At 64.0% G+C, this 16,078-nt stretch carries 12 protein-coding genes; 8 read left to right on the forward strand and 4 right to left on the reverse strand.

Annotated features, from left to right (window positions below; all coding sequences use genetic code 11):
- Positions 1-459: 459 nt before the first annotated feature.
- Positions 460-1,167, forward strand: a complete 708-nt coding sequence (locus tag IOC69_RS02670) for a hypothetical protein (RefSeq protein ID WP_290541980.1) — start codon at positions 460-462, stop codon at positions 1,165-1,167.
- A gap of 261 nt (positions 1,168-1,428) precedes the next feature.
- Here the strand turns inward: IOC69_RS02670 and IOC69_RS02675 are convergent, their stop codons facing one another.
- Both IOC69_RS02675 and IOC69_RS02680 read right to left on the reverse strand, forming a co-directional pair.
- Positions 1,429-2,391: a universal stress protein gene (locus IOC69_RS02675; protein ID WP_290541981.1), complete on the reverse strand. Its 963-nt coding sequence runs from the start codon at positions 2,389-2,391 to the stop codon at positions 1,429-1,431.
- A 54-nt stretch (positions 2,392-2,445) separates the two neighbouring features.
- On the reverse strand, positions 2,446-3,990 hold the full coding sequence (locus IOC69_RS02680; RefSeq protein WP_290541982.1) for a DASS family sodium-coupled anion symporter: 1,545 nt from the start codon (positions 3,988-3,990) through the stop codon (positions 2,446-2,448).
- 68 nt (positions 3,991-4,058) lie between these two features.
- Here IOC69_RS02680 and IOC69_RS02685 point away from each other — a divergent pair, with 68 nt between their 5' ends.
- From IOC69_RS02685 to IOC69_RS02700, 4 genes are read left to right on the forward strand one after another with little or no spacing between them, the layout of a single operon-like run.
- Positions 4,059-5,456 carry a M20/M25/M40 family metallo-hydrolase gene (locus IOC69_RS02685; RefSeq protein WP_290541983.1) on the forward strand — a complete coding sequence of 466 codons (1,398 nt, stop codon included), beginning with the start codon at positions 4,059-4,061 and terminating at the stop codon, positions 5,454-5,456.
- A gap of 5 nt (positions 5,457-5,461) precedes the next feature.
- Positions 5,462-6,853 carry a M20/M25/M40 family metallo-hydrolase gene (locus tag IOC69_RS02690; RefSeq protein WP_290541984.1) on the forward strand — a complete coding sequence of 464 codons (1,392 nt, stop codon included), beginning with the start codon at positions 5,462-5,464 and terminating at the stop codon, positions 6,851-6,853.
- Entirely contained in the window at positions 6,850-7,209 is a 360-nt protein-coding gene (locus IOC69_RS02695) for a nuclear transport factor 2 family protein (RefSeq protein WP_290541985.1), read from the forward strand. Before IOC69_RS02690 ends, IOC69_RS02695 begins: the two co-directional genes overlap by 4 nt.
- Positions 7,206-7,616 (forward strand): ion channel, encoded by a 411-nt coding sequence (locus IOC69_RS02700; RefSeq protein ID WP_290541986.1) that lies wholly within the window; start codon positions 7,206-7,208, stop codon positions 7,614-7,616. The genes IOC69_RS02695 and IOC69_RS02700 overlap by 4 nt, the downstream gene beginning before the upstream one ends.
- 182 nt (positions 7,617-7,798) lie before the next feature.
- Here IOC69_RS02700 and nhaC read toward each other — a convergent pair whose 3' ends face one another.
- Both nhaC and speC read right to left on the reverse strand, forming a co-directional pair.
- A complete protein-coding gene (nhaC, locus tag IOC69_RS02705) occupies positions 7,799-9,268 on the reverse strand; it encodes a Na+/H+ antiporter NhaC (protein ID WP_290541987.1) in 1,470 nt (489 codons plus the stop codon).
- A gap of 21 nt (positions 9,269-9,289) precedes the next feature.
- Positions 9,290-11,653, reverse strand: a complete 2,364-nt coding sequence (gene speC, locus IOC69_RS02710; protein WP_290541988.1) for an ornithine decarboxylase — start codon at positions 11,651-11,653, stop codon at positions 9,290-9,292.
- A gap of 283 nt (positions 11,654-11,936) precedes the next feature.
- Here speC and arcD point away from each other — a divergent pair, with 283 nt between their 5' ends.
- From arcD to IOC69_RS02725, 3 genes are read left to right on the forward strand one after another with little or no spacing between them, the layout of a single operon-like run.
- On the forward strand, positions 11,937-13,421 hold the full coding sequence (arcD, locus tag IOC69_RS02715) for an arginine-ornithine antiporter (protein WP_290541989.1): 1,485 nt from the start codon (positions 11,937-11,939) through the stop codon (positions 13,419-13,421).
- A 17-nt stretch (positions 13,422-13,438) separates the two neighbouring features.
- Complete coding sequence (locus IOC69_RS02720; RefSeq protein WP_290541990.1) at positions 13,439-14,851, forward strand: amino acid permease; 1,413 nt, start codon at positions 13,439-13,441, stop codon at positions 14,849-14,851.
- Positions 14,826-16,064: an arginine deiminase gene (locus IOC69_RS02725; RefSeq protein ID WP_290541991.1), complete on the forward strand. Its 1,239-nt coding sequence runs from the start codon at positions 14,826-14,828 to the stop codon at positions 16,062-16,064. The genes IOC69_RS02720 and IOC69_RS02725 overlap by 26 nt, the downstream gene beginning before the upstream one ends.
- Positions 16,065-16,078: the final 14 nt, after the last annotated feature.

Here is a 16,078-nt window from a genome sequence, read left to right on the forward strand (position 1 = left end):
CCACCTTCTCCCATCGCGTACCGCGACGGGAGAAGGGAAAATTGACATGGCACAAGACACGCCGCCGCCATGTGCGATTCGCCTCCCCACCGGGGGAGAGGTTAGGTGAGGGGGTGTTTCCGCGCGGGAGACGCTTGAGCAGGAATTTCCGGCGCTGTCCGCGTGGACAGACCCCCTCACCCTGCCCTCTCCCCCGGTCTGTACACCGGGGAGAGGAAAGAGGAAAAAACGCACAAGTCCCGTTTGCGATAGCCTTGACCTCGTGGCGGGGGGCGGGACAAATTATTCCTGACCCATGTGAACCGCCCGGCACACGCCTGTTCCCACCGGGTGGACCCGCCTCGCCGGATCGTGCTCTGGTTGCGCCATGTTCCGGTTTGATGAAAAATTAACTGTACTGGCGCTGTTTATACGGAAGGTTACGCGGCGGTCGAATCGATTGAGCCCGGGGAGGGTATGATGGCAAAGCTGATGTGGATTTGCGGCATCCTGCTGGCTGCGGCGGGGCTGGCGCTTGGCATTGTTCTCTTTGTTTCGCCGGTTCGCCCTGGCGGCATCGACATCCAGACCGCCGCGATCCTGCTGGTTGGCGGGGTGTTGGCGCTCGGTCTCGGCAGTGTGATCGACGGACAGGCCGCGGCCCTCAAGCGGTCGCCCAGTTCCGAACCGGAGAGCCCCGCCAGGACGCCAATCCCCGAATTCGACCCCCGCGGAGCCAGGACCGCGGCATCGCCCGCGGCTTCTGCCGCCGCCGCTGCCGTCATTGTCGGGGAAGAGGTTTCGCGCCCGACGCTGGACACCATCGAGGCCCTCGATCAGGCGCGCCAGAGAATCGAGCAGGCCTTCGGTGAAGGGTCCGCGCCGGCCTCAGCCATTCGCGTGCCGCGGGACCCGGATCAGGCCTTTTCCCCTGCTGTTGAGGAGCCGGTGGTGGAAGAGCGGGCGCCCGCCGGGGAGGAGGCCGCCAGCGAACAGGAAGCCGCCGAGGACGAGGTGATGGAAGAGGGTCAGCTCTATGTGGTGGAAGAACGGATCATCCGCCGCCGTCCAGCGCGCATCCTGTCCGACGGCACAGTGGAAGCGGAAACGGCCGAAGGCTGGATGCGCTTCGAAAACCTCGAGCATCTCGATGAATATCTCGACGCCATGGAGGCGGCGCGGAGCTAAAGCGGCGGGCGGTCAAGTGGAAACGGTTTTGCGATAAGATCATGCTCAAGCTTTTGGTCTTGCGCACGTTGCAGAAGCCGCATGTCGCCCATCTCGCCGGGCTTCCCGCGGCACTCCGGCGTGCGCGCCCCGCCGCGGCAGAAATCGACCCGCACCGGCCGCCAAGGCAGGCGGCGGGACTGCAGCAACAAGGCCACTTTATGGGCGTTGCCGGACCCGCCCCTGCAGCAGAGCGTGTCGTCCGCCATCCTCCGCGCCCCCTCACCGCACATCGAGCACGCTGGTGCGGGCCTTGCGCACGACTTCCGTTGCCGTCGAGCCGCGCGCCAGCCGCGCCAGCCGCGAGCGTCCCTCGTCGGTGACCACGATCACCTGGTAGAGCGAACCGGCCTCCACGATCTCCTCGGCGGGCCTTCCGACTGCAACGCGTGTCTCCGCGACCGGGATATTCATGGCCTTGAGCAGTGCTCCGGCATTGGCCACGGCGTCCTCCGCCGCGGACTTGCCGGCGGGCGAGGCCGCAACCGAGAAAAGCGTGATCGGTTCGCCCGTCACCCGCGCCAGCACGGCCGACCGGCGCACCGCCTGCGTCGAGCGCGGGGACCCATCGGTGCAGATGAAGAAGCCTTTTTTATCAAAACTGTTGCGGGCAACCAGCACGGAGCAGGGCGCCATGGTGGTGACCGTCTGCACGATGCCGGAGCGGAACACCGCCATCAGCTCGCCCGTCCAGCGCGAGGGGTGACCCGTGATGATGAGGTTGTAGGGGCCGAGCTCATACTGGTCGAGAATGCCACTGGCGACGTCGGGCGCCGTCTTGAGCTTCAGCACCACGGTGCGGCCCCCGGGGCTGGCGAATTCAAGTTTGTTGTCGCCCGCGGGATCGCCCCAGGCCTCGCTGCGCCGGGATTCCCTGGGCCAGCCCCCGACATCGAGGCCCTCCTGCCTCAGCGCCTCGAGAGCCTGCTTCAGGTGGGTGACGCCGGGAAGCTCGAAGCCCGCCTCCAGCATGTTCTCGCGCGCCAGCCTCACCTGCAACCCGCCGGACTGCAGCCCCGAGTCGATGGGCCGCACGAAAAGCACGATCAGGTCGCAGTTGTCCTGCACCGAGAAGCGCGCCGCGAAACGCACGGTGATGAGCGAGTCCTCCGTGCCGTCGATGCAGGCGAGGATGCGGAAGCGGTTGCGCCGCTGCGAACGGAGGGTCTGCAGCGTTTTTTGCACAGCTGCTTCCTGCCGGTCGGATAATGGGGAGCGACTGAACATGACCGTCCCAGTTTAGGGAGCCAGCAGCGGCCAGTACAGCACCGAAATGGCCATCAGCACGATGAAGGACAGCGCCATCATGCGGATGCCGATCTTGAAGAAGTCGCTGCCCTTCAGGAAGCCCGAGGCATAGATGATGGTGAAGGCCGGCTGCGCGGCGGGTGTGAGATAGCCGAAGGCGGACGAGATGGCCGTGATGAAGCCCGCGTCGATCGGGTCCTGATGCGCCGCGACGGCGGTCTTGAGCACGATGGGGGCGAGCACGGCCACGGCGGCGCCCGCCGTCATGGTGTTCGACACCGCAATCGTGAGCAGCGAGATGACCGCGTTGAAGCCCAGCGCATCGGAAGCCCCGATCTCGCGCATCACCGTGAAGACGCTGCCGGCAACCCAGGCGGCGGCCCCCGTGGCCTTCATCTCGACGCCGAGCGAGATCGCCGCCGCATAGAGCAGGACCACGCCCCAGTTGACGCCCGAATTGATGTCTTCCCAGCGCACCAGGCCGAGGATGAGGAACAGCGAGGCGCCGCCGATGGCGATAATGCCGAGGCCCAGGTCGTTCGACAGGGTGACCCAGCCCACGATGGTGAGCGCGAAGATCAGGATGGTGAGCCACTCCGAAGCGCGCATCGGCCCCTGCATCGACACCTGGGTGCGCAGCCGCGCGACGGCGCGCGACATGTCGGTGACTTCCGGCTTGAAGGTGAAGATGAGCAGGGCCGTCACGATGGGCAGCCGCAGCAGGAACATCGGGAAGGCGTAGACGATCCAGGTCACGTAATCCATCAGGAAGCGGCGCGTGGCGGGATCGGCGGGATTATAGAAGAAGTCCTTCCAGTAGCTGATGATGATGGCGTTCCGCGCGCCACCCGAGGGAGTTGCAACACCGGCGATGGAACAGCCATAGGAGATCGAGAACAGAAGCACGGCCGCGAGGTTGTGCACCTTCCTCGGGTCGCCGGACGTGAGTGTGATGAGCGCGACGCCGACGGGCAGCATCATCGCGGCCACCGTGTGCTCGCCGATGAAGGCGGCGATGACGCCGCACACCGCCGTGATGCCGAAGCTGATCCAATAGACGTTGGTGCCCGTCATGCGGACGATCCACCAGGCGATGCGCTTGTCCAGCCGCTGGCGCACGATGGCCACCGCCAGCATGAGCGATCCCATGATGAAGAGCACCGAGTCCGTCATCAGGCTCTGCGCCACCTTGGTCGGATCGGCCCTGAGCAGAACCACCTGGCCCACGATGATGAGCAGCGGCACGGTGGGCAGTGGAATCGGCTCGGTGATGAACAGCATGGTGGCCATGATCGACATGACCAGCACGATCTGCCCCTCATGCGTCAGTCCCGGCGGCGTGGGCAGCGCCATCAGCACGAAGCCCACCACCATGGTGATGACGAACCAGCGCCGCTTCCAGACGAAGGCGAGATCGATATCGCCCATGAAGGCGAGGAAGCGCTGGTAGCCGCGGCGGCGGAAGCGGCGGAGGCCCGCCGAGGGCTCCTGCGCCTGCAGGCTGTCACGCGCCAGCGAGAACTCCTCCGGCTTCATGCCGCGGCCCTTGCCGCGGGGGCTTGCGCCATGACATTGTCGTCACGCGCAACGATGCTGGTGAAATCTTGGACCATTCCGCCCCTGTCCTGGCAGAAATAGATCAACAATTCCCTGAGAGCCTGGAGCGGCTGTTCGCGTTGCTGCGGTTTCCGAGCGTTGGCACGGACCCGGCCCATCACGGGGATTGCCGCGCATGTGCCCGATGGCTGGTGGCGCAGCTGAAGGCGATGGGGCTCAAGGCAGGCCTGCGCGAAACCACGGGGCAGCCGCTGGTGCTGGGACGCTATGAGCCACCGGGTGGGGGCAGGAGGCCCCATGTCCTGTTCTATGGCCATTACGATGTGCAGCCCGCCGATCCGCTGGAGCTCTGGACGTCGCCGCCCTTCGAACCCCAAATCCGCAAAGGCATCCGGGGACAGGATGCGATTTTTGCGCGCGGCTCGGCGGACGACAAGGGCCAATTGATGACCTTTCTGGAAGCCAGCCGCTGCTGGCTGAAAGTGCATGGAAGCCTGCCCTTCCGCCTGACCGTGATGATCGAGGGCGACGAGGAGAGCGACCCCGCGCACATCGATCGCTTTCTCAAGGCTCACGCGCGGGAATTTCCCGCCGATGTGGCGTTCATTTGCGACACCGGCATGTGGGACGCCAGGACGCCCGGCATCGACACCAGGCTCCGCGGCTGCCTGGGGATCGAGTTCACCGTGACAGGCCCTAAAATCGACCTGCATTCCGGGCTTTACGGCGGCCCGGTGCAGAACCCGATCAAGGCGGTGAGCCGCATCATCGCGGCGCTCCATGACAAGAGGGGGAAGATCGCCATCCCGGGCTTCTATGACGGCGTGAGGCCGATCCCCGCGAGGACCCGCAGGCAATGGGCGGCGCTCAAGTTCCCGGCGAAGAAATTCCTCGCTGACGTGGGGTTGGGCATCCCCGCCGGCGAGCAGGGCTATTCGGCGCTGGAGCAGATGTGGGCCAGGCCCACGGCCGAGGTGAACGGCATCCATGGCGGCTATCGCGGGCCGGGCAGCAAGACCGTGCTGCCTTCGGAAGCCACCGCCAAACTCACCTTCCGCCTTGTCGAGGGCCAGGACCCGAAGAAGATCCGCGCCGCCTTCAAGCGCTTCGTCAGGGCGCTTCTGCCCGCGGACTGCAAGGTGCGTTTCGACGACAGCGGCGGGGATTCGTCCGGCATTTCGGTCTCCGCGGAGACGCCGTGGATCCGCGCGGCGCAGTCGGCGCTGAAGGCGGAGTTTGGCCGCGAGGCGGTGCTGATGGGTGCGGGCTATTCGATCCCCGTGGTCGAGAGCTTCAAGAAACACCTGAAAGTGGACAGCCTTCTGACGGGCTTCGGCCTGCCCGACGACAACGCCCATTCGCCCGACGAGAAATACGACGTGTCCGCCTTTCACAAGGGCGCCCGGACATGGGCCCGCATCATCGCGCAATTTGCAAGAGAGTGACCGACATGACCGACCTCCACGCCGTTCTCGACGCCGCCGCGAAGGACTTCGACAACAGCCTTGAAAGGCTGTTCAAGCTCGTCCGCATCCCCTCGGTTTCGACCGACCCGGCCTATGCGGCGGACTGCGAGAAGGCGGCCCTCGCCATCGTCGATGACCTGCAGGCGCTGGGCTTCAAGGCGCAGGCGCGGCCCACGCCCGGCCGGCCCATGGTGGTGGCGCATTACACGCCGGAACACGCCGGCAAGGACACGCCGCATCTGCTGTTCTACGGCCATTATGACGTGCAGCCGGCCGACCCGCTTGACCTGTGGAAGACGCCGCCCTTCGAGCCGACCATCAAAACCGACGGCAAAGTGAAACGCATGTATGGCCGCGGCACGTCCGACGACAAGGGCCAGTTCATGACGTTTGTCGAAGCGGCGCGCGCCTGGATCCGCACCACCGGCACGCTGCCGGTCCGCGCCACCTTCCTGATCGAGGGCGAGGAGGAGTCAGGCTCCCCCTCGCTCGTTCCCTTCCTCAAGGCCCATGCCAAGGAACTGTCCTGCGACGCTGCTTTCGTCTGCGACACCAACATGTGGGACCCGAAGACACCCGCCATCACCACGAGGCTGCGCGGCATGGCGCGCGAGGAGGTGACCATCACCGGCCCCAGGATCGACCTCCACTCCGGCATGTATGGCGGCCCGGCCATGAACCCGATCCGGGTCCTGAGCAAGGTGATCGCGGCGCTGCATGACAGGCAGGGCAAGGTGACGATCCCCGGCTTCTATGATGATGTGCCGGACCTGCCGAAGCAGACCAGGAAGCAGTGGCAGTCGCTCAAATTCTCGGAGGCGAAGTTCCTCAAGGACGTGGGGCTGAAGCACCCCGCGGGCGAAAAGGGCAAATCGGTGCTGGAGCAGATCTGGGCGAGGCCCACGGCGGAGGTGAACGGCATCTGGGGCGGCTACACCGGTGTTGGCACCAAGACCGTGCTGCCGTCCAAGGCGCATGCCAAGTTCACCTTCCGGCTCGTCGGCAAGCAGAACCCGGACAGGATCCTCAAGGCCTTCCGGAAATACGTGAAGGGCCTGATCCCCGCGGACTGCAAGGTGGAGTTCGCGGGCGGCGGTGGAAGCCCCGCAACCGAGATCCCGGAGGACAATCCCTTCATCGCCAAGACGGCGAAGGCGCTCAAAGACGAGTTCAGGCGCGACACGGTGCTGATGGGCTCCGGCGGTTCCATTCCCATCTGCCGCTTCTTCAAGGACATTCTCGGCATGGACTCGATTCTCGTCGGCTTCGCGCTGACCGATGACGCGATCCACAGCCCCAATGAGAAATACGATCTCGGGAGTTATCGCCGCGGCATCCGCAGCTGGGTGCGGATCATGGGCGAATTCGGCGCATGAGCCTCGATCCCGTGGCGCTGCTCAAGCGCTACCATGCGGCCCTCAACGCCTATGACGCGCGCAAGGTGAAGGCCATGTTTGCCAAAGAGGCTGTCTATGTCTCGCCAGGCGTGAACGGCCGGATCGCGGGGCGCGACGCCATCATCGCCGCCTTCACGGCCTATTTCGCGGAGCATCCGGACCAGCGTGCCGTCGATGACGAGGTGCGCCAGCTCTCGGCGGATGCGGCGCGCTCACTGTGGCGGCTTGAAGCCACCGCGCGCTCCACCGGCCGGCCTGTGACGCGGCGGGGGACCGAAATCGTCCGCTTCGGCGATGATGGCCTCATCCGTCATGTCGAGGTGACCGACGCGTGATCGCGCAGCTGGCCATCGGCACCGTCGTGATCATGATCAATGCCGTGATCCAGGCGGAAATGTTCGCCGCCTTCGCGCAGCACCTGGAAAAAGTCATCATCCATCTGCGCCGCACCTTCCGTCGCTTTGCCAACACGGCAACCATCGTCATCTGCGTGCTGTTCGTCATGAGCGTGCAGACGGTGAATGTCTGGGTCTGGGCCACGACATTTTATTTCACGGGAGTGTTCCAGGCCTTCGAGCCCGCGCTTTACTTCTCGCTCGTCACCTTCTCGACCCTCGGCTTCGGCGACATCATCCTCGATGAAAGATGGCGGCTGCTCTCCGGCCTCACGGCCGCCAACGGCCTGCTGAGCTTCGGCTGGTCGACGGCCTATATGGTGGAACTGGTGCGGCGGACGCAGTAGGTTATCCGCCACGAAATCCGGCATGGAAAGGCCGTTGCCGCATTCCCTTGCGCATGTTCCGGTCGGACGGACTCGCCTCGTTGGATCATGGGCCAGATCAAAAGCCAGAGCGTGATCTTATCGCAAGAGTGGCTCCACTTTTTGCGGATCATGCTCCGCCAGCCTTCGTCCACCGCGCCGCATCAGCGCCATCCGCTTGACGGCTGCGGAGGGCCGTCCTTGATCATCCGCAGCCCGGTCATTCCAAAGACAACCGTGATGAGGGGATTGAGAAGGTTGAAGAAGCAGAACGGCAGATAAGCCATCGTGGCGACGCCCAAAGTGGCGGCCATGAAGGCGCCGCAGCTGTTCCAGGGAATAAGCGGGGAGGTGACGGTGGCCGTGTCGCCCACCGCGCGGGAGAGCACCACGGGCGCCAGCTTGCGATCCACAAACGCCTGACGAAACATGCGGCCCGGGAGCACGATGGCGATGTACTGGTCCGAGGCGAGGATGTTGGCGCCGATCGCCGCCGTCGCGAGGGCCGCGATCAGGGCGCCCGTCGACTTCGCGGCGGCGATGAGAGGGCTGAGCAACCTGTCGAGGATGCCGGCCTTCTCGACGATGCCGCCGAAGCCCAGCGCTGCAATGATGAGCCAGATGGTGCTGAGCATGCTTTCCATGCCGCCGCGCGTCAGCAGCTTGTCGACCGCCGCGTTGCCGGTCTCGGAGAGATAACCGGACGCGAGCGCCTGCCAGACGCCCTTGACCAGTTGCAGCACAAATGGCTGCTGCGGGTCCGCCGCGAAAGCGGCAACCCGCGCCGGATCATACAGAACCGCCAGAAGGCCGCCGGCCAGCGCGCCGAGGAAAATTGTTGTGAAAGGCGGCCAGCGCAGCATCGCGAGCGCCAGCACCACGAGAAGCGGCAGAAACTGGACAAGCGAAATCCTGTAGGAGCCGCCCAGCGACTCGATAACGGGTGTGGCGTCAAAATCGCCCCTCTCGCCAAGCGAGTAGAAGATGATGAGCGTCAGCACAAGCGAGGGCGCCGAGGTCCACAGCGCCTCGCGGATGTGTTCATAGAGATTCGCGCCAGACGCCGCGCAGGCGAGGTTGGTGGTATCCGAGAGCGGAGACGACTTGTCGCCGAAGTAGGCGCCCGAAATAACGGCGCCCGCGGTGATGGCGGGATTGAGCGCCATTTCGTTCGAGATTCCCATCAGGCCGATCCCGATCGTGCCGGCCACTGTCCATGAGCTTCCGATGCTGAGGGCCACCACAGCACAAATGATGCAGCAGGTAAGATAGAAGTAGTTTGGGTTGAGGATCGTCAACCCATAATAGACCATGGCCATAAGCGTGCCGCTCAGCGCCCATGTGCCTATCAGCGCCCCGACCGCAAACAGGATGAAGATGGCGCTGAGACCGGAGTTGACGCTGCCCACCGCGGCTTCGCGCATGGCCTCGAGCGGCCAGTTGCAGCGCCAGCCGAAGAAGGCCGCGACGAGGCTGGCGATGGTGAGGGCAATCTGGTTGGGACCCGCCGCCGCGCCGCTGCCGAACAGATAGAAGGCCAGCGCCAGGAGTCCGATGAGCGTCAAGATCGGAACGGCGGATTCCACAAGGCTTGGTGGCCGCGGCTCGGGCTTCTTGTCCCTGGCATCCGTCATGTCGCCTCCCCTGCGATGCGCTTACTCGCGGACGGCATAAGTGTAGAAGCGGATCCGGTCGTCCTCAACCTCCTGGTACACGCCCTGAACCTCGTAGTTGAAGCCGGGAAAGCGGTTGAAGGACTCCTCGAATATCAAGAAATAGTCCAGCATCGGTTGGGCACGCTCGTCCCAGCGCTCGCCCGGAATGACAACGCCGATTCCCGGCGGGTAGATCAGCGCCAGCGTGGCGGCGATGCGGCCCTTCATCTCTCCGAGCGGCACATAGTCCACATCGTTCCCGACGAGGGCTTGGTAGGCCTGTTTCGGCGACATCGCCAGTTCCGGAAAGCTTGAAGCTCTGAAGCATGCGCGCTGCAACTCCTTGATCCCGGCCCGGCGGTAGAAATCATGCATCTCGTTGCAGATCTGGCGGAGCGTATAGCCCGCGTAGCGGCGGCCGTGCTTCTCGAACAGCGACGGGAGCGCCTCCTCCAGCATCTCGTCGCGGTCCCACAGCATCTTGAACTTGACGAGCTTGGCGATGAGTGTGTTCAGCTTGCTCTCGTCCTCGGCCGGGGTCATGAGGAAGAGCAGGCTGTTGAGGTCGCATTTTTCGGGAACCACGTGCTCTTCGCGCAGGTAGTTGGCCACGACTGTCGCCGGAACCCCGAAGGCCAGGTATTCGCCGGTCTTGCGGTCGATGCCGGGTGTGAGAAGGGTGAGTTTGTTGGGATCGACCATGGCGTAACCATCGGAATATCCCGAATAGCCGTGCCAATTGCTGGCGGGGTCGAAAGTCCAGCATTGCTGCTCGCGCTTGATCACCTCGGTCGGAAGATCCTCCCAGCGGGTTCCGCGCGTGTCCTGCGAATGCCGTGACCCTTGCAGCCGCACGGATTCAGGCACGAAGGGGTCGAAGAACCAGCGCTCTTCCTCGGTCTTGCCGATGCGCTCGAAGTAGTGTCCGAACTCCCGCAGCTTCTTGCGGACCTCGATGCCGAGCTCGATGCAGCGGTCCCACATCATTTCGCCCGCTGCCCCTTCGTGGATCTTGGCATTGACATCGAGCGAGGCGAAGAGCGGATAGAACGCCGAGGTTGAGGCGTACATGAGCATCGCCTCGTTGAACCGCTTGTGGTTGACGAAACGGCTCTGTCCGCGCAGGTGTTCGTCGCGCTTGTGGATCTGCGAGGCCTGCGAGAAACCGGCTCCCTGCTTGTGCACCGACTGCGTCGAGAACAGGCCCGGCATGTCAGGGCCCAGATCCTCCAGCCGCATCGGACTGTGATCGGCAAACAGCGGATGGAAGGCGTTGTAGCCTATCCATGCCTCGTCCCAAAGCACATAGTCGCAGAGATGCCCGATGCGTTCAAGGACTTTTTTCACATTGTAGATTGTACCGTCGTAGGTGGCAAGCTGGATGCAGGCGAGCCGGAAGGGTCGCGGCGTCAGGTGGCGTCCGGGGTCGGTGACCAGCGGATTGAGGCGGATCTGCTCACGCAGATAAGCCTCGTCCCACGCGGACCAGTCCACCGCGCCGATCATTCCGAAGGCATTGCGGGAGGTGGGAAGGAAGACCGGGACCGCTCCGGCCTGAACCAGTGCGCCATGGTGCACCGATTTGTGATTGTTCCGGTCGAACAGAACAAGGTCGCCCTCGCGCAGCAGAGCCGTCGCAACAACCTTGTTCGAGGTGCTGGTTCCATTCAGAACGAAGTAAGTGCGGTCGGCGCCAAAGACCTTGGCCGCAAAACGCTGGGCATCGGCGGCCGCGCCCTCGTGGATCAACAGATCGCCGAGCTCGATATCGGCATTGCACAGGTCGTTGCGGAAGATGCCTTCCCCGAAATGCTTGAAGAACAGCTGGCCCGCCGGAGACTTTCTGTAGAATTGCCCGCCCTGGTGGCCGGGACAGGCGAATGTGATGTTGGCGCGCGCATCGTAGGCCATCAGCGTGCCGAAAAAGGGCGGCAGCAGGCTCAGTCCGTAATCAATGATGCTGGCGACCACCTGCTTGCCATAATAGGCCGGCGTCTGCTGGCCGAGGTATATGTAGCCTTCGACCTCGCCCACCAGCTCCAGCACGCCCATGTCCGACACCTTGTGCGAGTCAGCGACGATCCACAGCGGCGTGGCGAAGCCAATCTGCCGCACGGCCCGGCCAAGCTGCCGCGCCTTTTCCAACCGGTCACCGTCAATCAGCATCACATAAGCGCCGACGCCTGCATCCTCCGTGACATCGCGATCGAAGCTGCCGGTGACATCGACCTTGAAGCCTGCGTGCTCAATGTGGGCGAGCAGCTTCCTGGTATGCGGCTCCTGAGGGTCCACGATGGCAACCACCTTCAACAGTCCGCCGAAGGGTATGGGAATGCGGGGGTCCATATCGAAAGTTTGGGTCATCGGACCTGCAATCAAAGATGGCGGAAAATCAGACGCATCCCGTAACCATCCGGCGTTGAGGTGACGGAGCGGTGACGGTCCGGATGGCGATCGCGCGAGGCCTTGCGCCGGATCTGCCGCGAAAACCCGGAATTCCGCTCCGCTTTTCCGCATGGATCGAAGCTGGCCTTGATCCACCGGACAGGAGATTCGGAAATCGCAGTAGAATCGGGCGGATGGGTTGTCGTAATGCCGACACTTCAACGGCGGAACGTGTGGTTCCCTACTTGAACAGGTCCGCATCATGCAAAATACGATCGCGCCCGCCGCTCCGGCCGCGCCCGCCGTTGCCGCAAACAACGGCAAGCTGACGCTCGTTCCCCTCATCGCCCTCGTTGTTGGCTCGATGATCGGCGGCGGGGTGTTCAACCTCCCCTCCGACATGTCGAAGGCGGCCTCTCCCGGCGCCATCATCATCGGCTGGTTGATCACGGGCTTCGGCATGTTGATGCTGGCCTTCGTTTATCAGGGCCTGGCGGTGCGAAAGCCTGATCTCAATGCCGGACCCTATGCCTATGCCAGAGCCGGTTTCGGTGATTTCGTGGGTTTCAATTCCGCCTGGGGCTATTGGCTCAGCGCTTTCCTCGGCAACGTGGCCTATGCGGTGGCAATCTTCTCTGCCCTGTCCTATTTCATCCCCGCCTTCGAGGGCGGCAACAATCTGCTGTCGATCATCTGCGCCTCTGTCCTCCTCTGGGGCATCCATTTCCTCGTGCTCAGCGGCGTGAAGCAAGCCGCCTTCATCAACATCATCACCACCGTCGCCAAGCTTGTTCCGATCATGGCATTCGTCTTGCTGGGTGTCCTGGCGTTCCACTGGGACAAATTCCACTTCAACTTCTGGGGTTCGGCGGGTCCGGATGGACAGGGCGGCCTCGGCAGCATTCTCGATCAGGTCAAAAGCACGATGCTGGTCACGCTGTGGGTCTTCATCGGCATCGAAGGTGCGAGCGTCTATTCCGAGCGCGCCGCGAGCAGGCGCGACGTGGGCCGGGCCACTGTTATCGGCTTTCTGGGGGCACTGGCCATTTATGTTCTGGTGTCTCTGCTGGCGACCGGGATCATGTCCCAGCAGGAACTCGCCGGCCTCAAGGTGCCCTCCATGGCCGGGGTTTTTGAGCAGGTCGTGGGTCCGTGGGGCGCCATGCTCATCAACCTTGGTCTTATCGTGTCAGTGGGCGGCGCCTTCCTCGCCTGGACGCTGCTGTGCGCCGAGGTGCCATATGCGGCCGGCAAGGACGGAACCTTCCCCACATGGTTCGCGAAGGAAAACGCCAACGGATCGCCCGTCAACTCGCTGTGGGTCACCAACGGGCTGATCCAGCTGTTTCTGATCGTCAGCCTGTGGAGCGAGGAGGCCTATCAGTTCTTTTATTTCATCGCCTCCGTGGCAATCCTGCCGCCCTATGTGTTCTCGGGCGCTTATGCGGCAAAGCTTGCCATCACCGGCGAAAGCTACGAGCGGGACCAGAGTGCGAAGACCCGGGACATGATCGTGGGGCTCCTCGCCACGATCTATGGCATCTGGCTGGTCTATGCCGCCGGCCTGAACTACCTGCTGATGAACGCAGTGCTCTTCGCGCCCGGCATCCTCGTCTTCTGGTACGCCCGCAGGGAACGCGGACAAACATCCTTCAGGCCTTTCGAGCTGGCGCTCGCAGGCCTTCTGCTGGCCGCGGCAGCCTATGCCGGTTACCAGATGTATACCGGCGTGCTGAGCCCGTTCTGACCCTGAGGATGACCTCGATGAGCCGCGGGCCCGAGATGAAGGACGCCGGACAGCCGGCAGCGCGGCCGGCCGCGCTGGGCTTCTGGGGGTGCACCGCACTCGTGGTGGGCAACATGATCGGTTCGGGCATCTTCCTGCTGCCGGCCTCTCTGGCTGTCTATGGGCCCATCTCGATCCTCGGCTGGCTGGCCACGTCACTCGGCGCCATCGCGCTGGCGCTGGTGTTTGCCCGTCTGGCGAAGCGCGTTCCCGCCAGTGGCGGTCCTTATGCCTATACACGCGTTGCCTATGGGGATTTCACGGGGTTCCTGATCGCCTGGGGTTACTGGATTGCCCTGTGGGCAGGAAACGCCGGGGTGGCAGTGGGCTTTGCCGGATATACTGGCTATTTTTTCCCCGGCATCGCCGCCTCGCCAGGGTTCACAGCGGCCGTCGCCATTACGGCGATTGTCCTCACCACGGCCATCAACGTGCGCGGCGTGGCGCAAGCCGGCATCGTCCAGATTATAACCACCGTCCTGAAGGTCGCCCCTCTCGTGGCCCTCGTGGGGCTGGGCATGTGGTCGGTGGACGCTGCGAACTACGCGCCGTTCAACGCATCGGCGGGATCGGCCCTGGCTGCGGTGGCGGGATCGGCGGCGCTGACCCTGTGGGCTTTTCTCGGCCTCGAGTCAGCAACCGTACCGGCCGGTGAGGTGGCCCGGCCGGAGATCACCATCCCGCGGGCCACCGTGCTGGGAACCGTCTTCACAGCAATTCTCTACATGGCTGTCACCATGGTTGCCATGGGGCTGCTCTCCAATTCCGCCCTGCGCGCCTCGACCGCGCCCCTTGCCGATGCGGTCGGCAAGCTGGCGGGCCCTGCTGCCGGTTCGGCCATCGCCATTGCCGCCTTCGTCTCGACCTTCGGGGCACTGAACGGCTTCACCCTGCTGACCGGACAGGTGCCGATGAGCGCCGCACGCGACCGGCTCTTTCCACCAGCTTTCGCGCGGCTCTCGCCGCAGGGCACGCCCGCATTCGCGCTGATCCTCTCCAACGCGCTCGCGGCGCTGCTGGTGCTGATGACCACGTCCCGTGGCCTGGTCGAAGCCTACACTTTCATCACCTTGCTCGCGGTCTTCGCGGCGCTTGTGCCCTATCTCTTCTGCTCACTGGCCGAGGTGCTGCTGCACGCGGCGGGAAAGAGCGAACGGCCTCTCGGCCTTGCCGTTCCCGCGCTGGGCCTGGTGTCCTTCCTCTATACGATGGCCGCCATCTACGGCGTCGGCGCCGAAGTCGTGCTCTGGGGCTTCATGCTGCTGCTTCTCGCGGTGCCCATCTATGCGGCACAGCGCAGCCATGAAGCCCGGGGCCGGGCGTCCCCTCTTATCGGCAACCCTCTGATGCAAACAGGAGATAACCATGCGGCAGGTAGGCGTTCACTCTGAAATCGGAAAGCTGAGGACAGTGATGGTGTGCCGTCCTGGCCTCGCTCACAAGCGGCTGACCCCGTCGAACTGCAAGGAACTGCTGTTCGACGACGTCATATGGGTTCAGCAGGCGCAGGTCGATCACTATGACTTCGTCAGAAAGATGGAGGAAAGGGGGGGCGAGGTCCTTGAATTCCACGACATGCTGACAGCAGCCCTCGAGGATCGCGATGGCCGCGAGTGGGTGCTTGACCGCCGCATCACCTACAATCAGGTCGGTGTTACGATGCGCGACGACTTGCGCGGCTGGCTCGATTCGATGCCCGCCGCCAGGCTCGCCGAACACCTGATCGGCGGCATCGCCCGCTCCGAGCTTCCCTTCGAGGCCGAAGGCCTGGTCGGCCGTTATCTCGAGCCGTCCGATTTCGTGATCCCGCCGGTGCCGAACACGCTTTTCCAGCGCGACCCGTCCTGCTGGATCTACAATGGCGTGACCGTCAATCCGATGTACTGGCCGGCCCGCCGCCCCGAGACGCTGCTCGTCACCACGGTCTACAAGTTCCACCCGGAGTTCAAGAAGGCCAAGGTCAACATCTGGTACGGCGATCCCGATGTCGATCACGGTGTCGCTTCGCTCGAAGGCGGCGACGTGATGCCCATGGGCAATGGCGTCGTCTATGTCGGGATGGGCGAGCGCACCACACCGCAGGCGGTCGGCCAGCTCGCCATGGCCCTTTTCGAGAAGGGAGCCGCCGAGCGCGTGGTGGCCTGCCAGATGCCGAAGAGCCGCGCCGCCATGCATCTCGACACGGTCTTCACCATGTGCAGCCACGAGGTCGCCAATGTCTTTCTGGATGTCTGCAAGCAGATCCGCTGCGTGTCGATCCGCCCCGGCACGGGCAACCAGAAGCTCGACTACACCTACGAGAAGAAGCCCTTCCTCACGGATGACGGCGGCGGCGCCGCGGCTGAGTGCATGGGCCTCAAGAAGCTCAATCTCGTGACCACCGGCGGCGACGAATACGAGCAGGAGCGCGAGCAGTGGGATGACGGCAACAACATCGTCTGCCTCGAGCCCGGCGTGGTGGTCGGCTACAACCGCAACACCTCCACCAACACCAAGCTGCGCAAGGCGGGCATCGAGGTGATCTCGATCAACGGCAACGAGCTCGGCCGCGGCCGGGGCGGCGGCCACTGCATGACCTGCCCCATCTGGCGCGATCCCGCCTGAGCCACAGACACAAC

Source organism: Aestuariivirga sp. (genome assembly GCF_020252405.1).
Taxonomy (GTDB): Bacteria; Pseudomonadota; Alphaproteobacteria; order Rhizobiales; family Aestuariivirgaceae; genus Aestuariivirga.

What these genes read in the sequence shown, in the direction of transcription:
- IOC69_RS02670 (WP_290541980.1), top strand. Translation starts at nt 460, where the DNA reads ATGGCAAAGCTGATGTGGATTTGCGGCATCCTGCTGGCTGCGGCGGGG.
- IOC69_RS02680 (WP_290541982.1), bottom strand. Translation starts at nt 3,990, where the DNA reads ATGAAGCCGGAGGAGTTCTCGCTGGCGCGTGACAGCCTGCAGGCGCAG.
- IOC69_RS02690 (WP_290541984.1), top strand. Translation starts at nt 5,462, where the DNA reads ATGACCGACCTCCACGCCGTTCTCGACGCCGCCGCGAAGGACTTCGAC.
- IOC69_RS02695 (WP_290541985.1), top strand. Translation starts at nt 6,850, where the DNA reads ATGAGCCTCGATCCCGTGGCGCTGCTCAAGCGCTACCATGCGGCCCTC.
- nhaC (WP_290541987.1), bottom strand. Translation starts at nt 9,268, where the DNA reads ATGACGGATGCCAGGGACAAGAAGCCCGAGCCGCGGCCACCAAGCCTT.
- speC (WP_290541988.1), bottom strand. Translation starts at nt 11,653, where the DNA reads ATGACCCAAACTTTCGATATGGACCCCCGCATTCCCATACCCTTCGGC.
- arcD (WP_290541989.1), top strand. Translation starts at nt 11,937, where the DNA reads ATGCAAAATACGATCGCGCCCGCCGCTCCGGCCGCGCCCGCCGTTGCC.
- IOC69_RS02720 (WP_290541990.1), top strand. Translation starts at nt 13,439, where the DNA reads ATGAGCCGCGGGCCCGAGATGAAGGACGCCGGACAGCCGGCAGCGCGG.
- IOC69_RS02725 (WP_290541991.1), top strand. Translation starts at nt 14,826, where the DNA reads ATGCGGCAGGTAGGCGTTCACTCTGAAATCGGAAAGCTGAGGACAGTG.